Origin of the sequence: Paenibacillus sp. RUD330 (assembly GCF_002243345.2) — a bacterium.
Classification (GTDB): Bacteria; Bacillota; Bacilli; order Paenibacillales; family Paenibacillaceae; genus Paenibacillus_O.
In genome coordinates this window covers 1,009,574-1,027,805 of the sequence record NZ_CP022655.2, presented here as the reverse complement: position 1 = coordinate 1,027,805, position 18,232 = coordinate 1,009,574, and the positions used below count along the sequence as shown (strand labels likewise).

Below are 18,232 nucleotides of genomic sequence, written 5' to 3'. Positions count from 1 at the left end.
ATGACAGATGAAGCGGCGGATCGTCGAGAAGGGAATGAGGACACTGGCCAAAGCGGACAATATGCTCTCGATTTTGTGGCTGCTGCGGTCCGGCCGCAAGATGACCGCCGGACAGCTGGCGGAGTCGCTTGAGGTGCATGTGCGCACGATCTACCGCTGCATCGACTCCCTTTGCGCCAGCGGCGTTCCGATCCTGGCCGATTCCGGTCCGAACGGCGGTTACCGGATTCTGGAGTCGTTCAGCGAGTCGCCGCTGTTCTTCGACCCGGATGAACAGCGCGCGCTCGTCCAAGCCTCCGTATTCGCCCGGGAAGCAGGCTATCCGTACAGCGGCGACCTTGCCCGTGCGCTGGACAAGCTCATGCGGTACGCCACGGACGAACAGCGGAGCCGGCTGAACAGGCACGCAGACGGGCTGGAGGTCGTCCATTCCCCGACCGGCCCGCTGGAGCAGGAGGCTCTCCGGGAGCTGGAGAAGGCTGCCGCCTCGGGCGAGACGGTGATCATGGAGTACGACAAGGGTTACGGAAAATCCGGTGCGAGCATCGCTTCAAGCCGCCGGGAATTCGATCCGTACGGAATCGTCCATTGGAAGGGGGCGTGGTATACGGTTGGATTCTGCAGGCTTCGCGGAGAGCTGCGGAGCTTCCGCGCCGACCGCATCCGAAGCATCGAGACCAGCAGCCTCCGGTTCGAGAAGCCGGAGGGCTTCTCCGCCAAGGAGCATCTGCTGAACAGTCTGATGCCTGGCGCGCTGGAGCAGGAGCAGCTCGTCGACGTCATCCTCGAAGGAGCGCCGCTTGCGCTCGGAGAGCTCTGCCGCCACTGGCTGTTCGGACATTCCGTCGCGGAGCGTCTTCCGGAGCGGCTGCATCTCCGGCTCGGCGCGGACTCCCTCCGAACCTTCGTTCCTTACTTCCTCCTTCCTTACGGACGCTCCCTGACGATCATCGAGCCGGCCGTCCTCATCGAGCGGATGGTGCAGGCAAGCTCGGAAGCGGCTGCCCATTATACGGATATGCTGAAACGACATTCAATATCAACGAAAGGCAGGTTGAAACCATGAGCAAATATGCGATGTTCGGTAAATTGAAAGCCCATCCGGGAAAGCGTGCCGAGCTGCTCGACCTTCTGCTCGGAGCCGCCAAGACCCTCGACGAAATGGAGGGCTGCGAGCACTACATCCTCCACGAAGCGGCCGATGACGAAGACTTGATCTGGATTACCGAGCTGTGGCAGAACGAGGAAGCTCATGCCGCTTCATTGCGCAACGAGCGGGTGCTTGCCGTCATCGGCCAGGCTCGCCCGCTCATCGCCGCGATCGAGCCGATCCGCGTCCGTCCGGTCGGCGGCGTCGGATTATAAGCTGCCGAAAAGGCGACAAGCATGTCCCCGCCAGGCGCTGATGCGGCGAGGCGGGGACATGCTTGGTGGCGATGCCTTGCTAAGCGGCATTAAGAACGATTCCTTTCCTCCATCTTTTTCAATACTTTCTGAAGAGAAATATGGATGGCTCTAAGATAACTTATGATGCATATGAATCCAATTGCCACTATAATGCCCATGATTATTTGCTCCTTCTATTCATGAAATGAGCCAACCGATTCCGGTAAACAACACAACGAGGCTGCCTTAAAATCTGCGGCAGCCTTGTTGTGTTGTTTTATTGAGCCTCGTTTCCCTATCTACCAACAGAATCGGGGTTTGGCTATGGTTGAAGCCTGCCCGATGATTGTGAGTTCTCTCAGCCCCAACATGCCCTAATCATTCAATCCCTTGCCCTCGAGAATGGCCTGCGTATATTTCTCCACCCTCGACGCTCGAGTTTTGGATTGCTTGGGGGCCGAAAAATAAAGAAGGTAAGCTCTCTGCCTTCCGGGCGTCAAGGCTTCAAAAGCAGCCTTCAAGGCAGGCATCTCATCGAGTTTCGTTTGAAATTCTTCCGAAATGACGTATTCGGTATTCTTTTTAAATTCCACTTCCAAACCGGCTTTTTCCACTTCAATGGCTTGATTGATATAGGCTTTCAAGATCGTTTCCTTATCAACGATCTCTTGGAGATTGGCGAACCGGATCTGGCGCGCCGCCTGTACATTTTCCGTTTGCTGGATGAGAATGCCATGGGCATCCTTCAACAAGGCGCCCTTGTGGAACAGGAGCGCGCAATAGTCTTTGAATCCGTGGATGATCACGATGTTTTTGTTCTCGAACGTATAACAAGGATGCATCCATTTGAAGTCTTCGGTCAGCCCGCAGTCAAGAACGATCGTTCTCAGCTTCTCGTATTCAGCCTTCCACTTTTTCGATTTCCGAATAAATCCATCTACCTTTGGATTCGTTGTCATGATTAAAAACACTCCGATTTCATATTAGGTTGGATGGACAGGAAATGAGTCTGTGTACAATTGCCCTGTGTTTTCGGTTCCAACTACTCGTTTATCATGGTTGGCTTTTCCGTTCTACCTTAGCTGCTGGTTTCATCTTAGCATACCTGAAGCGCAGCCGCTTCCGACGGCCAATGACAGCAAGGACTTTCCCCTAGTTGCGGGAAAGCCCAAGATAAAATCAAATTTAGCTCCCGCATTCCGTTCATGGTCGCCGTCGAGGTCAAGCCCGATCATGCTGGACGAATGTCCTCTTCAGGAATTCCCTCGTGCGTTCTTGCTTCGGTCGGCCAAACATTTCCTCCGGCGTCCCTTCTTCGGCGATGACGCCTTTATCCATGAACACCACCCGATCCGACACTTCCCTTGCAAAATCCATTTCATGCGTGACGATGAGCATCGTCAGGCCGGAATGGGCCAGCTCCTTCATGACCTTGAGCACCTCGCCTACCATCTCGGGATCGAGGGCGGATGTAGGCTCATCGAACAACAGGACATCCGGCTCCATGGACAACGCTCGGGCGATCGCCACGCGCTGCTTCTGGCCGCCCGACAATTGCTTGGGCCTGGCGTTGATATATGCCTCCATGCCTACTACCTTCAAATATTTCCGAGCCGTCTGTTCCGCTTCCGCCTTGGAGCGCTTCAACACTTTGATCTGGCCGACCATGCAATTGCTCAGCACATCATGATTTTCAAACAGATTGAATTGCTGGAACACCATCCCCAGCTTTTTGCGGTAGGAGGGAATATGGTGGCTGCCATCCAGGATATTCCGGCCCCGATAAAGGATTTCCCCGCCGCTCGGAATCTCCAGAAGGTTGATGCAGCGGAGCAGCGTCGACTTCCCCGAGCCCGAGGAGCCGATAATCGTGACCACTTCGCCATGATGGACGGAAAAGCCGATGTTTTTCAGCACTTCATTCATGCCATAGCTTTTATGGAGATGTTGGATTTCAATGACTTTTTCCATAGGTTTCTGTCTCCTCTTGCTTATCTCGCGGGTTCCATCTCGTAGCTTTTGGAACCCTCCAGCCTTTTTTCGAAATAGCGCAAAATTCTCGTGACGGTAAAGGTCATGACAAAGTAAATCACGCACGCGACGAAGAAGGATTCAAAATACCGGAAGTTGTTGCCCGCAACCGATTTCGTCAGGAAATACAGCTCCGAGACGGAAATCACGTTAAGGACCGAGGTGTCTTTGATATTGATCACGAATTGGTTGCCTGTCGCCGGCAAAATATTGCGGATGACCTGCGGCAAAATAATGTTGGCCATCATCTGCATGTGATTCATGCCGATCGCATGAGCGGCTTCGAACTGTCCTTTATCGACAGACAGGATTCCGCCCCGGACAATCTCCGCCATATAGGCCCCCGTATTGACGGACACGACGATGAAAGCCGCGGTGAGCACATTCATGTTGAAGTCGAAAGCCAATGCCGAGCCGAAATAGATGACCACAGCCTGCACAATCATAGGTGTGCCGCGGAACACTTCAATATATACCGTCAAAAGAAAGTTCGCGCTCTTGAGCAGGACTCGCTGGGCGGTACGCCCAGGCGCCGGTATCGTTCTTATCACGCCCGCCAATAAACCGATGACGGCGCCGATCACGGTTCCCACCAAGGAGATCAAGAGCGTCATCCCTGCCCCTCGCAGGAACATCTGCCAGTTTTCTTCGACAATTTTCACGATCCATTCCAAGCTCATGCCGATGCCTCCCATTCATTCATTACAAAACCGACTGTATGGCATACAGCCGGTTCTCCGTTGGCATTATTTGGCTGCAGGCTGATTTTTTATCGCTGCATCCATGATGCTTGTGCGCTGCTCTTCCGAAATTCCTTTCAGAATATCGTTGATTTTCGCTGTGTATTCGCTGCCCTTCTTGAGGCCGACCGCAATCGCCGTGTCATCCTCCGAGGTTTGGAAGCCGTCCTTGAATTCGACCATGGCGAGGTTGCCGTTGGCTGCGGAAGCGCTCACCGCCTCCGGGCGCTCCGAAACGTAACCGTCGATCATTCCGGACTCAAGCGCTACTCTCATCACCGGGAAGTTGTCCATCGCCGTCTGCTTGGATACGCCCGAAATTTGGTCAATGACCGAGTAGTGGAAGGTGTTTAGTTGAGCCGTCACTTTCGCCCCGTTAAAATCCTGGATGGAAGTGGCGCCTTCGTATTTCCCGCCTTTTTTCACGACCATCACCAAATTGGACTTGTAGTAGCTGTCGGAGAAATCAATCGTCTCCTTGCGCTCTGCGGTTGGGGACATGCCGGCAATGATCGCGTCGATCTTGCCCGAAGTCAAAGCAGGGACAAGCCCGTCCCACTCCGTCTTCACAATCTCAAGCTTCTTGCCCAAGCCGTCTGCGATCTTCTTCGCGACTTCCACGTCGTAGCCGCCTGCGAATTCAGAAGTTCCGGCGATGCTGAAGCCGCCATTGGAATCGTCTTTTTGAGTCCAGTTGAACGGTGCGTACCCCGCTTCCAGTCCAACCTTGAACGTATCTTCACTCGTCGATCCGGAATTTCCATTCGAACCGCAGCCCGCTATCGCAAGCAGGGCGGATAGCAGCAGGATCCCAAGTACCTTTGTCTTCATCTTCATTTTTTTCATCCTCCCGGAATCTCTTTTTCAAAAACAAAAAAGCGGCCTGAGATCAGCTCAGGCCGCACTATGCACTAGTACCTTACATGCCTCTGCTTCCCTGGGAAGATAGCTCAACTCAATGAACGGGGAGGTCCATCGAGACAGTCCTGCAGCTCTTAACTGCAGACCCAGCAGGCAATACGGAGCGTATGACCCACTTCGGCGGCATTTCCTTCTTCATAGCCTCAACGCCTTCTCAAGCTCCGCTACAAACTGTTAAACACCGCGCCTCTACCTCACCATAACGTGAGGCAATATTCAGTTACAGTAACTATGCTATATGAAGAGGAAGATTGTCAATGTATATACACGGATTAATTGGTTAAAATATACCATTTCTAATTGTTGGAATGTGATTGCATTTCTAACCTATCGTGTATATTTATGCATACGCTTGATCTCTGGCACTGCCGCTTAAAATGTTCGACGCGCGGCCAGACGCAGACGGTGGCATTTGCCTTGCTTCTCCTCGTCGTGAACCATCACCAAGCCGGACTCTTTGACTGCGTATAAGGGCCACCCCATGCGGAATGGCCCCCAAGCGTGCTAATGATCGTCCTGCCTCATCAAATGCCCGCGTCCATCATGACAGCCGGCTCAGCCGCTTGCTCCTTGGCCGGCCGCTTGAGCGTGAGCGCCAGCAACAATCCTGCAGCCGCTAGGATGGCGATCAACAGATACGCATTATGAAACGCGTGCGACATCGCATCCGGAATAGGCGCCTCGCCTTGGCGCGAATAATGGTTGGTCCGGCTGACGAGCAGCGTCGTCAATCCCGCTATGGCGAACGATCCCAGCACCTGCTGGGCGGCGCTTGTCAACGAGGTCACCTTGCCGACCAATTCCTTGGGCGCCGTCTGGATGAGATGCGTATTCAAGGCGATGAAGGACAGTCCCGTTCCGAACCCGATCAGCGCGCGGGGAACCAGGAACAACCACGGGCTGTCGCTCGGATCGATGGTCGAGAGCAGATAAGCGCCGACCATAAGCAATGCCAACCCGCCGATTACGAGAGGGCGCGCGCCGATGCGGTCGAACAGCCGTCCGCTGAACGGCATCATGGCTGCGGATGCCAGCGCCTGAGGCAATGTCCATAATCCCGCCTCGAACGCGCTCATTCCCATCAGACGCTGCATGAAATAAGGAATGGCGAAAATCAGCCCGAACATGGAGAATTGCATCACCCACTGCACCACGATCCCGCGACTGAATTGCACGGAACGGAATACCTTCAGCTCCAGCAGAGGCTCGCTCTTGCGCCGAAGCTCGACGATGGCGAATAGAACCATCGCGACGGCGCCTACGGTCAGACCCGCAATCGTCCTTGGGGAAGACCACCCCTCCCCTGCTTCGCTCAGCCCGTAGGACAGCCCGCCGAAAGCGAACGGCGCAAGCGCGATTCCAGCGTAATCAAGCGGGGCTGAAGCTTTTTTCGGTAATTTCGGCAAGTACAGGACGCTCATGATCACTCCGACGATGCCAACAGGAATATTGATCAGAAAGATCCATTTCCAGTTCACGTAGTCGACTAGATACCCGGACACGACCGGACCGAGCGCAGGCGCAAGCAGCACCGGCACGCCCATCATCCCCATAATCTTTCCCACCGATTCGGGGGGGCTGATCCGGTAGGTCATCGCAAAGGCGATCGGCACGACCATCCCGCCGCCCAGGCCCTGCACGATGCGGAAGACGATCAGCTGCTCCGCCGTGCCGGCGAACGCGCAGAGAATCGAACCGGCGACGAATAAAATAATCGAGACGATGAAAATCGGCTTCGCTCCAAAGCGGTCGGAGAACCATCCCGCCATCGGAATCACGACGGCCTGAGCAAGCGAATAACCCGTGATCGTCCATTGAATGAGACTGAGCGGGCTATGCAGATCATCGGCAAGCACCGGAATGGCGACGTTGACCGCCGTCGTATCCAGGATGACCATGAACAATCCGACGATGATCGCAATCAGCGGCGCAAGGAGCGAACGGACGGGTAAAGGCGTGCCTACATGGGCTTCTGCTGACATGTGCATCTCCTCCAGGCTGATCATTTGCTTGCAACTAAAATAGCATATCGTTCTATACAAAGTAAACTAATTTTATAAAATAAGTTCAATTCGTATACGACGTTTATAAACCGTGAAAGATGCTCTATACTGAAGTTGGTCTACAGGAGGTGTTGCGAAATGTCGGAAACCCCATGCGATCCGTTATTCGATAAGCGGGAGAAGCTTATTATGCGCTTGATGCCCTATGTCCAAAAACACGGCTTCAGCCCTTTGAAAATGGACGATGCGGCCAAATGCATGGATATCAGCAAAGCGACGATGTATAAATACTTCGCTTCGAAAGACGAAATCGCGGAATGCATCATCGTCAAATTCGCGAGGTTCGTGTCCAATCAAATGTTGTCGGAGGCACCTCCGACGTTGTCCAAGGAGCCGCTCTCGCGGCCGTCCGCAGAAGAGCTGAAGTTCTACAACGAATCCTTCGCCCAAGCGTTCAAGCTCACCATCAAGCTGTCCTTCTACTTGACGGATGTCCTGCTTCTGGATCTGAAGGTCTCCTATCCGGATTTGTCGTCCAAGCTGGAGCAAGCCGTGGAGCTATGCAAAGACAAGCTCGCCGACTACTTCAACAGCGGCATTCAGCTTGGCGTGTTTTACCCGATGAATACGCGCATCTATCTCACCCAGGTCGATCTGGTCTTGCGCAAGCTGTGGGACCCAACATGGCTGATGCTGCAAAATCTCACGATGAAGCAGGCGCTGATGGATTTCTACAAAACGATGAAGCACCAGGTCTTCTACGAGAAATGGATGGTCGAGGACGACTCCGCAATCGGCCTCTATTTCGACAAATTGATCATGGGCATGCGTTCATAGGATTGATCCCGCGCGCCCTGCGATAGACACGTTGAAGAGCCTCCTTCGCTGCCGAAGGAGGCTCTTTGTTCCTATCGGTTTCCGCTGCAGGGGCAAGTATTATTGCGCTGCCCGGCGGACCATCATTTCCTGCCGCATGAAGCCGTACTTCTCATAGAGTCCATGCGCGTCGCGTGTATTGAGATAGATAGACGTATGGCTGATGGGAGGAAGCTCGACCGCAACAGCCATCATCCATTTGCCGAGACCCTGACCACGATGTTCAGGGTGTACGATCACGTCGCACAGCCAGGAAAAGGTCGCTCCATCCGTTATCACCCGCATGAAACCTACTTGGAGCCCGTCTGCGCTGTAAACGCCGAAACAAAGCGATTGCTCCCAGCTTTTTCTGAGCATTTCCTCCGACCGTTCCCCAGCCCAATAACTGCTCCTCAATAAGGCAATGACCACATCCGGCTGCAGCTCTTCCTTGCTGTCACTGATTCTGTACGGCAGACCATCATGAATCCGTTCCATCTGTATGCCTCCTAGGTTCACGATATGTAATGAGCTTAGTATAATAGTGACAGTTGGAGGGTGGAAATGAATAATTCCACATCTATACCCGTACAGAATGGAGTGGAACTCATTAAATACGAGCATGTGAGGGACGATCTGAAACAACGGATCCGCAGCGGATCGATCAAGCCCGGCGGTAAATTGCCTTCGATCCGAGAGCTTAGCGCCCAATGGGCCTGCAGCAAAAACACGGTCATTCGAGCCATTGAAGAGCTGCAAAAAGAACATCTGATTTATTCCATACCGAAGAGCGGGCATTACGCGATTGTCCGCACCTCCAAATCCGAAGAGCGGTCGGAAGGGCGGATTGATTTTGCCGCGGCTGCACCGGATCCCGGCATTATCCCCTACGAAGAAATTCAGCACGGGCTGAACCGGGCGGTGCAGCTTTACGGGGATCACCTTTTTACCTACGGCGATCCTCTCGGAATTCCCTCTCTGCGGAAAGCCATATCTCAGCATCTGGCGTTCTCGCAAATTTTTGCCGAACCCGAACGGATCAGCGTTGTCTCCGGCTCCCAACAAGCGCTTCACCTGCTTGCCTCCATGCCCTTTCCGAATGGGAAATCGGCGATTCTGGTCGAACAGCCCTGCTATTCCGGAATGTTGAAAATCATGAACCTCCTCGGGGCAACCGCAATCGGAATGGCCAGAACGGAATCGGGCCTCGATCTTGACGAACTGGAACGGCATTTCCGGAACAATTCCATCAAGTTTTTTTATACGGTTCCTCGATACCACAATCCGCTCGGAACCAGCTTGTCCCGCCGGGAGAAAGAAGCAATCGCATCGATGGCGGAGAAATATGACGTGTATATCGTGGAGGACGACTATCTCGCAGACTTGGAAACGGACAGCAAATCCGATCCGATCTGCAGCTATGATCGATCCGGCCGCGTCATCTACATCCGAAGCTTCTCCAAAATCATGCTGCCCGGCCTGCGGCTCGGTGTCGCTGTGCTTCCCGAAGCTTTGGTCCCTTTGTTCCGATTGTACAAATCGTCGAGCGATTTGAGCACAGCCACTCTTTCCCAAGCCGTTTTGGAGATTCATCTGGGCAGCGGATTGTTTCAGCGCCACGCCGCCTTGATGCGGGAGCGTTATGGAAATCGGATGCAGGCTCTGCGGGAGGCTTGCAGCCGGTATCTGAACGAGGGTTTCCGTCTTAGCCGACCTGCCGGCGGCATATTTGCCCGCCTGGAGCTGCCCGGTCATCTGGCGGCAGAGGAGCTGGCTGCGGCCCTTCGTCAGAAGGACGTACATGTGTTTCCTACGATGGTTTGCTACCTTCCCAGTGTGGACAGCGCGAACGGCTGGCGCCTCAGCATTATCCGCACGAATGAACAAGAGATTGAGGACGGCATCCGCATCATCCGCCAGACGGCCGACGAGCTCACGAGCCCAAGAAGGGCGAGCAAGCCCGGCCGGTCGGCCATTACTTGGATTTAGAAGCCGGCTGTCAACTACTTCCTCCTCATGAAACCAGGCTGCTTCGAGTTGGACTCGCAGCAGCCTGTTCCGTTTCCTTTACTTGCTCATTTGCGCCAGCATGTTCAACAGCATCGTTACCGCCTCTGCTCTGGTCGCTTTGCCTCCAGGAACAAATTCGTTTGCGCCTTTGCCTTTGATCATGCCCCGCTGCTTCATTTCCGCCACCGCGCCTTTCGCCCAGTCCGGAATGTCTTTATCATCTGCGAAGCCGGATGCCGCAGCCGCTTCGTCCGTCTGGCCCAGCGCCTTTGCGATCGCCACGGCCATTTCGGCACGAGTAATTTCGGCATTCGGGCGGAAGGTGCCGTCTTCGTAGCCATTGACAACACCCGCTTGCACGGCCTGCATGATCGATTTCTGCGCCCAGGAGCCGATCTTCGCCTTGTCGGCGAACGCCAGCGGCGCCGCTCCGTCTCCTTGCGGTTTGAGCGCATTCATCAGCATGACGGCGAATTCCGCGCGCGTTACGGTACGACCCGGCTTGAACGTGCCGTCGGGATAACCGCTGACGATGCCGGCGCTCACCGCTTGCTTGATGCCGGCTTCCGCCCAGTGTGCGCCGATATCGCTGAAGCCCGCTTTCGTCGCGGATCCGTCCGTTGCCGGCGGAGCGGCATCGGCTGCCGCAAATACAGCGTATTTTGTGAAATGATCGACATCTGCGGCGATGGTGCTGCCGCTCACGATGCCGCCGACCTTCACCCATTCCCTCTTCGCTTCGTCATAGTAGAAGACGGCCGGCTTCTCCTTGCCCTTCAAGCCGCTTGCATCAAACTTGAAAGAGAGCGTAACCGGCTTGTCGAAGTTCTCCTTGAAATTTTTCAGAAGTTCGAATACCGGACTGAGCAGAACGTCCTTGCTCCCAATCAACGTCTGGAGGTCGGAGACCTTCTCGATCGTGACGACCATATCCTTGCCGCTGGCATCAGCGGGAATGACGATCGTGATGTCATCGCCGAGGCTGACTTCTCCCGCTTTGCCGGCAGGAAGCGTCAAACGGCCGTTTGTGGAGATGATTTTGGAGTCGCTCGCAGGCGGTGTAGAGGAGCCGCCGCCGCTCGGCGGCGGGGTCGACGTGCCCGTGTCGCCGCCAACGCCGCTTGTTGCGACCGTTATGCTTTCGCTCCCAGACGAGCTATTGCCCAGCATATCAACAGCCTTGACAGTATAGGCATATGTCCTCGAAGCGGCAAGGCCGGCATCGACATAAATGCTCTCCGGCGTTTCCGCAATGAGCGTCCCATCGCGGAAAATCCGATAGCTGGATATGCCCGAATCGTCGTGCGCCGAGAGATGGAGCGTAATGGAGCCTGTCGTGACGGCACCCGCCGCGACCGTCACCTGATCCGGCGCGGTCGTATCCGCAAGCACCCCATAGATGGAGAAATGGCTGACCGACGCCTTGATTCCGTTGTCCGACACTCGAGAAGGCTGATAGTCCCACTTGCCCGTCCGTTCGTTGTAGTAGAAGATCGCGAGTTTGCCGCGATCTGAATTCTCGTCATACCCGAGTGTGATCTCTACAGGCTGATCGATGGTCAGGCCTGCAAATTGGAAATCGATCACTTGTCCGGCTTTGGCCAGCTTGACCGGATCAGTCGGAGCGGCGTTTGAATTCCGCACCGTCAATGTCGCCCCTTCGGGAATGGCCAGTCCGTCAGGCAGCTTGATCGTAAGCCCGCCAGGGAAAGTCAGCGTACGGACCGAAGGGTCTAGTTTCATCGGCTCTCCCATGACATCTTTGCGGATGACGGTAACCACATAGGCTGTGTTCGCCCCGTCTTCAGCCGTCACCGTAATCCCAATGGGGTTCGGCCCGACGGCCAAGCCCGAAGCGTCGTAGGCGTACACATGCTCCGTTACGGAACGGTAAGTCGCCCCCGCAACCGTCAGGGCTTGGGCAGGATCCCCTTTGCTCAGGAACAGGTCGACGCTCGTAACCGAATTCGCCACCTCTACAGCATATTTCGTCTGCGACGGTGAAAAATCGAGCGTTCCTTGATCCACGGACAAGCCGGACAACAACGTATTCGCCGACAGCCATTGCGCATACAAGGTGACGGGCTGCATGCCCATCCTAAGTGCGGCTCCTGCGGCATAATCCGTTCCGGTTCCATCCGCCGCGGTATTCCAGCCTGCGAACGTGAAGCCTGTTTTCACCAGATTTCCGTTGTTGCCATATACCTGCACAGCGGCGCCTTGCTCATACGAGCCGCCGTCGGCCGGCACGCTTCCTCCTGTGCTGCCGTTGCCGTCATACGTCACCGTGTAGGTCGGGTTCAAGGTCCACTTCGCATACAGGATCACATCGGATGATCCTAAAATGAAGTCGGCGCCCGCAGCATAATCCGTTCCGGTTCCGTCCGCCGCGGCATTCCAGCCTGCGAACGTGAAGCCTGTTTTCACCAGATTTCCGTTGTTGCCATATACCGACGCCGCAACGCCTTGCTCATACGAGCCGCCGTCGGTCGGCACGCTTCCTCCTGTACTGCCGTTGCCGTCATACGTCACCGTGTAGGTCGGATTCAAGGCCCACTTCGCATACAGGATCACATCGGACGAGCCCATGCTGAACGCAGACCCTGCGGCATAATCCTTTCCGCTTCCATCCGCCGCTGCATTCCACCCTGCGAACGTGTAGTGCGTCTTGGCTAAAGTGACCGGCTGGCCGTATACGTTGACCGTTACTCCTTGCGAGTACCACTTGCTGTCGGCCGGCGCGATCCCGTCCGTGTTTCCGTTCCCGTCATAGGCCACAAATTTTTGAAACGCCTGCAGGTAGGGATATCCGTTATGGCGGGACGAACTCATTCCCCATACGGTTGCGAAGTCCCAGCTTGAATCTGCATACCTGCTTTGCGTCTTCATCTCCTCGGTCGTCAGGCCGACGCCTTTGCCCGCATCCGATTGTCCCGTCGTATCCGAGTCGTAGAAGCTGTCTTTGACCGTTCCATTATTGATGCCTGTCAGTCCGCCTGCATTGGAGCCGTTTCCTGCTACCGCTCCTGCCGCATAGCTGGTGCGGATCTCTCCATTGTTGGCGCCCGTCAGGCCGCCTGCATTGGAGCCGTTGCCTGTTACATCTCCTGCCGCATAGCTGCTGCTGATCATCCCGACATTGTTGCCGATCAAGCCGCCCGCATTGGAGCCGCTGCCGACTACATTTCCTGTGGCGAAGCTGCTGCTGATCGTTCCAAGATTGTAGCCGATCAAACCGCCTGCGCTGGAGCCGCCACCCGTTACGCTTCCTGTGGCGAAGCTGTTGCTGATCGTTCCGGAAAAGTAATTGTAGCCGATTAATCCGCCCACGTTGGAGCTTTTCCCTGTTACGCTCCCTGATGCGTAGCTGTTGCTGATCGTTCCGCCAAAGTTGCGGCCTACCAAGCCGCCTACATCTTGTCGGCCGGTAACATTTGCATTTTCCAGCTTCATATCGGTGATGCTCGAATTATTGCTTAGATAACCAAACAGCCCTACATAGTTTTCGTTCGGTCTATTGATCGTCAAGCCAGTAATCCTGTGTCCATTGCCGTCTATATTTCCCGGAAAGGGTTGAATAGAATCCCCGATCGGCATCCATCCTTGGCTGTAGCTGCTCAGATCGATATCCGCCGTCAGCTTGAAATAAAGTCCCGGAATCAAATAATTCCTGATCGTATCCAGCTCTTCCCCGGACGCAATCTGATAAGGATCGCTTGCAGTGCCTGTTCCAACGTTTAAAAGCTTCGTCCACTTCGCGTACAGCTTCACATCGGACGAGATGGTGCCCTCGGCTCCTGGCGCATAATAAGTCCCCTGTCCATCCGCCTGCGTGTTCCAGCCTCCGAACGTGTACCCCGTCCTCGCCAGATTGCCGTCGTTGCCGGACACCGACACCTTCGTGCCCTTATACGAGCCGCTGTTGGCCGGCACATCACCTCCGGTGCTGCCGTTGCCGTCATAGGTCGCTGTATACCTGGCATGCACGGTATAAGGAATGACGGACGAATTGGCCGGATGGTTGTCGTCTCCGGAGAAGACAGCGGCAATGGAGTGCGTGCCGATCGCCAGCTTGGATGTCTTGAAGCTCGCGCTGGCCGAAGGGCTCAGAAGCTCCTCCCATCCGATCGTGATCGTCATGTTGTCTTGGCCCCAGAAGGTGAAGGTCCGGGCTGCGGAATCCATCGTAATCTGCGATAAATAACGCGCTCCTCCCTTTTCCCATTGCCGGACCATATTGCCGGAGGAATCGTAAGCGACAATGTTCAACGCAAGGCGATTATCCCAATAGCTGTAAGCCCGATAGGAGTATTCCCCCCATTGAATAATGGGACAAGCAGACATGCAGCCCGTTGTCGTTCCACCGGAAGGAGGAGTGACTCTAGTCGTCGCTGCCGCTATCATCGGTTCAGCCGCAGATAATGCGACCGTACTCAGGACTTGATCGCCGTCCTTGAAGGTGACGGATCCTTCCGGTGTCGTCCCGCCGTCGGCTTGATCGAATAAAGTGGAGGTGAAGGTCACCTCCTCCCCTACAGTTGTCGTAGCGGAACTGGCTTCGATCTTCGATGTGGCCGTACCCTCGGCCGCGATGATCCCTGAAAACATCATTGCGGATAAGGCCAATGCAAGGACAACCGTGATCATCTTCTTTTGTTTTGCTATCCCGAACATGTTGTGCACCTCTATTTCTCCTTTGCCTTAATAGTAGGAAATCAAAATCCCTGTTCCTCCATCCACATAAGAATTGAGCTGGTCTGCGAGTAAAGATCTACCGGCAGGCGAGACTATTGCACAATCTGTATTGTATCGGACAGAGTTCTCCAGCAAACTGAAAAGAAAGCGCTTCCTGTCAGGTTTTGATCGTATTTGAAGAGAAAATAATCAACCGCGGCATCGAACAGAAAAACGGCCCCAAGGAGTTCATCTCCAAGGGACCGCGGGAACTATCTTTATGTCGATTTCAATTGCAAGGGGAATATCTCCTACTGAATGCCCTTCTCGTCATAATACTTGTTGGCTTGTTCCTTCACGTAATCCATCACTTGATCGACACCGGCAGCCTTGAGCTGCTTGCGGTACGTTTCAAGCGCTTTGTCCACATTCGGCACCAGACCCATCATGAGCGGCATGCCGTACTGCTGAATGACTTGGTTGACCGCGGCCTGCTGCGATTTCACCGGCTTGTAGTCCATGATGATCGGAGAGAAGATGTTCGGCTTGCTTTCAGCCTTGAATTCCTCGAGCAGCGTCGGGAACTGCTTCCATCCCCCGGCTTGCTCTTCTTTGATCAGGCTTTCGACACGCCAGCCCCAGCTTGTAATGCCGTAGTTCTTGAAGGTTTTGTCGTTTTCCTTGCCCTTTGGAGGCGTGATGACCAGCTTGCCGTCTTCGCTGAGATTGTAGTCCAAGTCCTTGATGCCGTAGGTGAGCAGGTCGAAATACTTCTCGTCCGTCCGGATTTTTTCCAGCGCCATCAGCGAGCGCTCCGGATTTTTCGAGCTTTTTGGTATCGCCATCGCGTTGTTGACCGACAGCGTCGGCATCGCGTAGTTGTGGAAGCGCGTGAACGGGAAGTACCCGTACTCAGCCGCGCCTTTGTTCGCCTTCTCGGCATCGACGATGAATCCGCCGGCGCCGGGAGCGTTGCGCCAGTAGGCTCCGCCCGTGCCCGCCTTGAGGGCATCGCCGGCTTCCTTCTGCGAGGAAAGCGTATCCGAGGTCCAGAAGCCTTTTTCCGACCATGTCTTCATGCGCTTGACGAACTGCTCGAACTCCGGCGTCTCGGCATAGTTGATCAGATCGCGCGGCGCATCATAAGATTTGGCCACGATGACCCCGCTGTCTCCGCCGATCTGCTCGTAGCCTTCATAGGCTTTGAACAGCGTGAATACTTCGTTCCAGGCCTTGCCGTTGATCGGCGTGACCTTTTTCTGCGTTTTGACGGCTTCCAGATAGGCTTCGATCGAATCGAGATCCTTGATTTCCGGCACGTTCAGCTCCTTGCGCCAGTCCTCGCGGTAGACGAGCCCGTCGGGCGTGTACTCCGGATATGTGCTCGGTACGGCAAAGATCTTTCCTTGAACCGTCGCTTCCGTCCAGTCCTGCTTCGGTACGGTTTTCCACGTTTCCGGCATATACGTCGGGATCAGGTCCGTCAGATCCTTGAACGCGCCTTGATCGGCGAACTTGTAGTAGTCGGCCCAGGTGGAGGCGAACACCATGTCGACCTTCTCACCGGACGTCAGCAGCAGATTGTATTTCGTCTGCCAGTCGTTCCAGGTCGTGAAGTTCAGCTTGATCGTGGCGTTGATGTCCTTCTCCAGCATTTTGTTGATCTCTTCCTGTACCTGCGGGCTGTCCTTGTGGCTGTCCCCGAGCACGTACCAGACGAGCTCCACCTTCTTGGACGTATCGATCTTGGCCGGATCTGCCGACGGGGCGGCTCCGTTGTCCGCGGCAGCTCCGTTATTGGCTGCAGCTCCGGCATTTTCGGCGCTGCCGTTGTTTCCGTTGTTTCCGTTGTTTCCGTTGTTTCCGTTGTTTCCGCTGTTTCCGCTGCAGGCTGTCAGCACTCCTGCCAGCAGCACCGTCGTCATCGCCAGGCCGACTGTTTTCTTTTTGTTCATGATAGACTCCTCCTAGTTAGGTTCAAAATGGCAGCCCGATCGTTCTCGTTCTTTGCTCTCGTTCTTTGCTCTCGTTCTCTGCTCTCGTTCTCTGCTCTCGTTCTCTGCTCTCGTTCTCTGCTCTCGTTCTTGCATGCCTCTCTTATCATCGCTTCTGCTTGCCTGACTGGCAGAAAGAGCCATTCGGCTTGCAGAAGCGACCGCTGACGCTTCTCCATGAGCGAGCCCATGTCGTAAGCGCTTTCCAACTTGCCTTTCAGCCGCCTCATCACTGTCGGCTGCGCCCTTTTCTTCTAAAGGCTCGGGAGCGGAGCGAGTTCGCGGCTCCCTGCAACTTCAGCGCAAGGGCGGAGCGAATTGCGCTTCCCTGCTCCTTCAGCGCAAGGGCGGAGCGAGTTCGCGCCTTCCTTCTGCGCGGAGGGCGGAGCGAGCCGCGCCTCCCTGCTCCTTCAGCGCAAGGGCGGAGCGAATTGCGCTTCCTTCCGCCTAGCGTGAGAGCGGAGCGAGTTCACGCAATCGGAGGGGTGATCATCCGCGAGGGGATGGAGCGGGCGGAATAGCTCTGGAAAAGCGTCAGCGGTCGCCTTTGAAGCCGGATTTCCACAGCCGGATGGCTTAGTGGATCGAAGAAATCCGGGTTCAACAGCGATTGGAAGGGCTATCCGCCTGTGGAATCCCTGAGCGTGCTCCGGAGCATCCCCGCGGAATCCCTGAGCGTGCTCCGGTTCATCCTCATCCCACGCCTGCGGAAAAGGCAAGCCATCAGCCCTTCACCGCCCCGATGGTCAGCCCCTTCACAAAGAAGCGCTGCACGAAAGGATACAAGAAAATGATCGGGCCCGTTACAATGACAGCGGCAGCCATCTTGAGCGTCTCGGCCGGCGGCTTGAAGTCCGGCGACAGATTGCCCGCGATGCTCGTCTTGAGCACGGCTGCGCTGGCGAGAATCTTGTAGAGCAGAAACTGCAGCGGATACTTCGACTCCGTCGTGATGAACAGATTGGCCGTGAACCAATCATTCCAGTAGGCCAGCGCCATGAACAGTCCGATCGTCGCCAAGCCTGGAGCCGACAGCGGCAGGATCAGCTTGCGGTAGATGGTGAAGTCGCCGGCGCCGTCGATCTTGGCCGATTCGGAGATCGACTCCGGAATCGACTTCATGAAATTTTTCATGAGAATGATGTTCCAAGCGCTGAGCAGTCCCGGAAGCAGCAGCGCCAAGTAGTTGTCCTTGAGCTGCAGATGGTTGACGATGAGGATGTACCAGGGAATCAGGCCGCCGCTGAACAGCGTCGTGAAGTAGATGAAGAACGCCAGATTGCCCCGGTATTTGAAATCCTGGCGGGACAGGACGTATCCCGCCATCGAGGTCAGGAACAGCCCCAGCGCCGTCCCGCATATCGTGAGCAGGATGGATACCCGGTAGGCGTTGAAGATCTGCGTCGGATCGCTGAAGACGGCGCGGTAGGCATCCACGGAAAATTGATCGGGGACGAGCTTGAAGCCCTCGGTGATGATCTCGTTCTCCGAGGAGAACGAGCCCGACACGATGAGCAGGAACGGCAGCAGGCAGAGCAGGGCGAAGAGCGTCATCAAGACGTATCCGATCGCGTTGAACACATGGGTCGATTTCTCCGTGCGGATTTTCATGAGCGGC

The 18,232-nt window shown here is 55.3% G+C and carries 13 protein-coding genes and 1 riboswitch; of the genes, 4 read left to right on the top strand and 9 right to left on the bottom strand.

What is annotated here, in order from left to right:
* The first annotated feature begins 7 nt into the window (after nucleotides 1-7).
* Both CIC07_RS04545 and CIC07_RS04540 read left to right on the top strand, forming a co-directional pair.
* Nucleotides 8-1,066, top strand: a complete 1,059-nt coding sequence (locus CIC07_RS04545; protein ID WP_327205399.1) for a helix-turn-helix transcriptional regulator — start codon at nucleotides 8-10, stop codon at nucleotides 1,064-1,066.
* The gene (locus CIC07_RS04540) at nucleotides 1,063-1,365 is read left to right on the top strand and encodes a putative quinol monooxygenase (RefSeq protein ID WP_076358737.1); all 303 of its coding nucleotides are present in this window, start codon (nucleotides 1,063-1,065) and stop codon (nucleotides 1,363-1,365) included. The genes CIC07_RS04545 and CIC07_RS04540 overlap by 4 nt, the downstream gene beginning before the upstream one ends.
* A 395-nt stretch (nucleotides 1,366-1,760) precedes the next feature.
* On the opposite strand, the gene CIC07_RS04535 is transcribed toward CIC07_RS04540, so the two are convergent.
* The 5 genes from CIC07_RS04535 to CIC07_RS04515 all read right to left on the bottom strand — a co-directional run bounded on the left by CIC07_RS04535 (nucleotide 1,761) and on the right by CIC07_RS04515 (nucleotide 7,060).
* Nucleotides 1,761-2,345, bottom strand: coding sequence for a YdeI/OmpD-associated family protein (locus CIC07_RS04535; protein WP_076358736.1), 585 nt, complete (start codon nucleotides 2,343-2,345; stop codon nucleotides 1,761-1,763).
* Between the two features lie 262 nt (nucleotides 2,346-2,607).
* Entirely contained in the window at nucleotides 2,608-3,357 is a 750-nt protein-coding gene (locus CIC07_RS04530) for an amino acid ABC transporter ATP-binding protein (RefSeq protein WP_076358735.1), read from the bottom strand.
* A gap of 20 nt (nucleotides 3,358-3,377) precedes the next feature.
* Nucleotides 3,378-4,097 (bottom strand): amino acid ABC transporter permease, encoded by a 720-nt coding sequence (locus CIC07_RS04525; RefSeq protein WP_076358734.1) that lies wholly within the window; start codon nucleotides 4,095-4,097, stop codon nucleotides 3,378-3,380.
* A gap of 66 nt (nucleotides 4,098-4,163) precedes the next feature.
* Nucleotides 4,164-4,994 (bottom strand): transporter substrate-binding domain-containing protein, encoded by an 831-nt coding sequence (locus CIC07_RS04520; protein ID WP_076358733.1) that lies wholly within the window; start codon nucleotides 4,992-4,994, stop codon nucleotides 4,164-4,166.
* A gap of 101 nt (nucleotides 4,995-5,095) precedes the next feature.
* Nucleotides 5,096-5,278: riboswitch (Lysine riboswitch) on the bottom strand.
* Nucleotides 5,279-5,602: 324 nt separating this feature from the next.
* On the bottom strand, nucleotides 5,603-7,060 hold the full coding sequence (locus tag CIC07_RS04515; protein ID WP_076358732.1) for a DHA2 family efflux MFS transporter permease subunit: 1,458 nt from the start codon (nucleotides 7,058-7,060) through the stop codon (nucleotides 5,603-5,605).
* 159 nt (nucleotides 7,061-7,219) lie between these two features.
* Between CIC07_RS04515 and CIC07_RS04510 the strand changes: the two genes are divergently transcribed.
* Complete coding sequence (locus CIC07_RS04510; protein ID WP_076358731.1) at nucleotides 7,220-7,918, top strand: TetR/AcrR family transcriptional regulator; 699 nt, start codon at nucleotides 7,220-7,222, stop codon at nucleotides 7,916-7,918.
* A 99-nt stretch (nucleotides 7,919-8,017) separates the two neighbouring features.
* On the opposite strand, the gene CIC07_RS04505 is transcribed toward CIC07_RS04510, so the two are convergent.
* A complete protein-coding gene (locus CIC07_RS04505) occupies nucleotides 8,018-8,434 on the bottom strand; it encodes a GNAT family N-acetyltransferase (protein ID WP_076358730.1) in 417 nt (138 codons plus the stop codon).
* Between the two features lie 66 nt (nucleotides 8,435-8,500).
* Between CIC07_RS04505 and CIC07_RS04500 the strand changes: the two genes are divergently transcribed.
* Nucleotides 8,501-9,925, top strand: a complete 1,425-nt coding sequence (locus CIC07_RS04500; RefSeq protein WP_083688542.1) for an aminotransferase-like domain-containing protein — start codon at nucleotides 8,501-8,503, stop codon at nucleotides 9,923-9,925.
* 78 nt (nucleotides 9,926-10,003) lie between these two features.
* Here CIC07_RS04500 and CIC07_RS04495 read toward each other — a convergent pair whose 3' ends face one another.
* The 3 genes from CIC07_RS04495 to CIC07_RS04485 all read right to left on the bottom strand — a co-directional run bounded on the left by CIC07_RS04495 (nucleotide 10,004) and on the right by CIC07_RS04485 (nucleotide 18,225).
* On the bottom strand, nucleotides 10,004-14,620 hold the full coding sequence (locus CIC07_RS04495) for an InlB B-repeat-containing protein (protein WP_234993048.1): 4,617 nt from the start codon (nucleotides 14,618-14,620) through the stop codon (nucleotides 10,004-10,006).
* 311 nt (nucleotides 14,621-14,931) lie between these two features.
* A complete protein-coding gene (locus tag CIC07_RS04490) occupies nucleotides 14,932-16,575 on the bottom strand; it encodes an extracellular solute-binding protein (protein ID WP_076358727.1) in 1,644 nt (547 codons plus the stop codon).
* Between the two features lie 762 nt (nucleotides 16,576-17,337).
* Complete coding sequence (locus CIC07_RS04485; protein WP_076358725.1) at nucleotides 17,338-18,225, bottom strand: carbohydrate ABC transporter permease; 888 nt, start codon at nucleotides 18,223-18,225, stop codon at nucleotides 17,338-17,340.
* Nucleotides 18,226-18,232: the final 7 nt, after the last annotated feature.

What these genes read in the sequence shown, in the direction of transcription:
- CIC07_RS04530 (WP_076358735.1), bottom strand. Translation starts at nt 3,357, where the DNA reads ATGGAAAAAGTCATTGAAATCCAACATCTCCATAAAAGCTATGGCATG.
- CIC07_RS04500 (WP_083688542.1), top strand. Translation starts at nt 8,501, where the DNA reads ATGAATAATTCCACATCTATACCCGTACAGAATGGAGTGGAACTCATT.
- CIC07_RS04535 (WP_076358736.1), bottom strand. Translation starts at nt 2,345, where the DNA reads ATGACAACGAATCCAAAGGTAGATGGATTTATTCGGAAATCGAAAAAG.
- CIC07_RS04525 (WP_076358734.1), bottom strand. Translation starts at nt 4,097, where the DNA reads ATGAGCTTGGAATGGATCGTGAAAATTGTCGAAGAAAACTGGCAGATG.
- CIC07_RS04485 (WP_076358725.1), bottom strand. Translation starts at nt 18,225, where the DNA reads ATGAAAATCCGCACGGAGAAATCGACCCATGTGTTCAACGCGATCGGA.
- CIC07_RS04515 (WP_076358732.1), bottom strand. Translation starts at nt 7,060, where the DNA reads ATGTCAGCAGAAGCCCATGTAGGCACGCCTTTACCCGTCCGTTCGCTC.
- CIC07_RS04545 (WP_327205399.1), top strand. Translation starts at nt 8, where the DNA reads ATGAAGCGGCGGATCGTCGAGAAGGGAATGAGGACACTGGCCAAAGCG.
- CIC07_RS04540 (WP_076358737.1), top strand. Translation starts at nt 1,063, where the DNA reads ATGAGCAAATATGCGATGTTCGGTAAATTGAAAGCCCATCCGGGAAAG.
- CIC07_RS04495 (WP_234993048.1), bottom strand. Translation starts at nt 14,620, where the DNA reads ATGTTCGGGATAGCAAAACAAAAGAAGATGATCACGGTTGTCCTTGCA.
- CIC07_RS04510 (WP_076358731.1), top strand. Translation starts at nt 7,220, where the DNA reads ATGTCGGAAACCCCATGCGATCCGTTATTCGATAAGCGGGAGAAGCTT.
- CIC07_RS04490 (WP_076358727.1), bottom strand. Translation starts at nt 16,575, where the DNA reads ATGAACAAAAAGAAAACAGTCGGCCTGGCGATGACGACGGTGCTGCTG.
- CIC07_RS04520 (WP_076358733.1), bottom strand. Translation starts at nt 4,994, where the DNA reads ATGAAGATGAAGACAAAGGTACTTGGGATCCTGCTGCTATCCGCCCTG.
- CIC07_RS04505 (WP_076358730.1), bottom strand. Translation starts at nt 8,434, where the DNA reads ATGGAACGGATTCATGATGGTCTGCCGTACAGAATCAGTGACAGCAAG.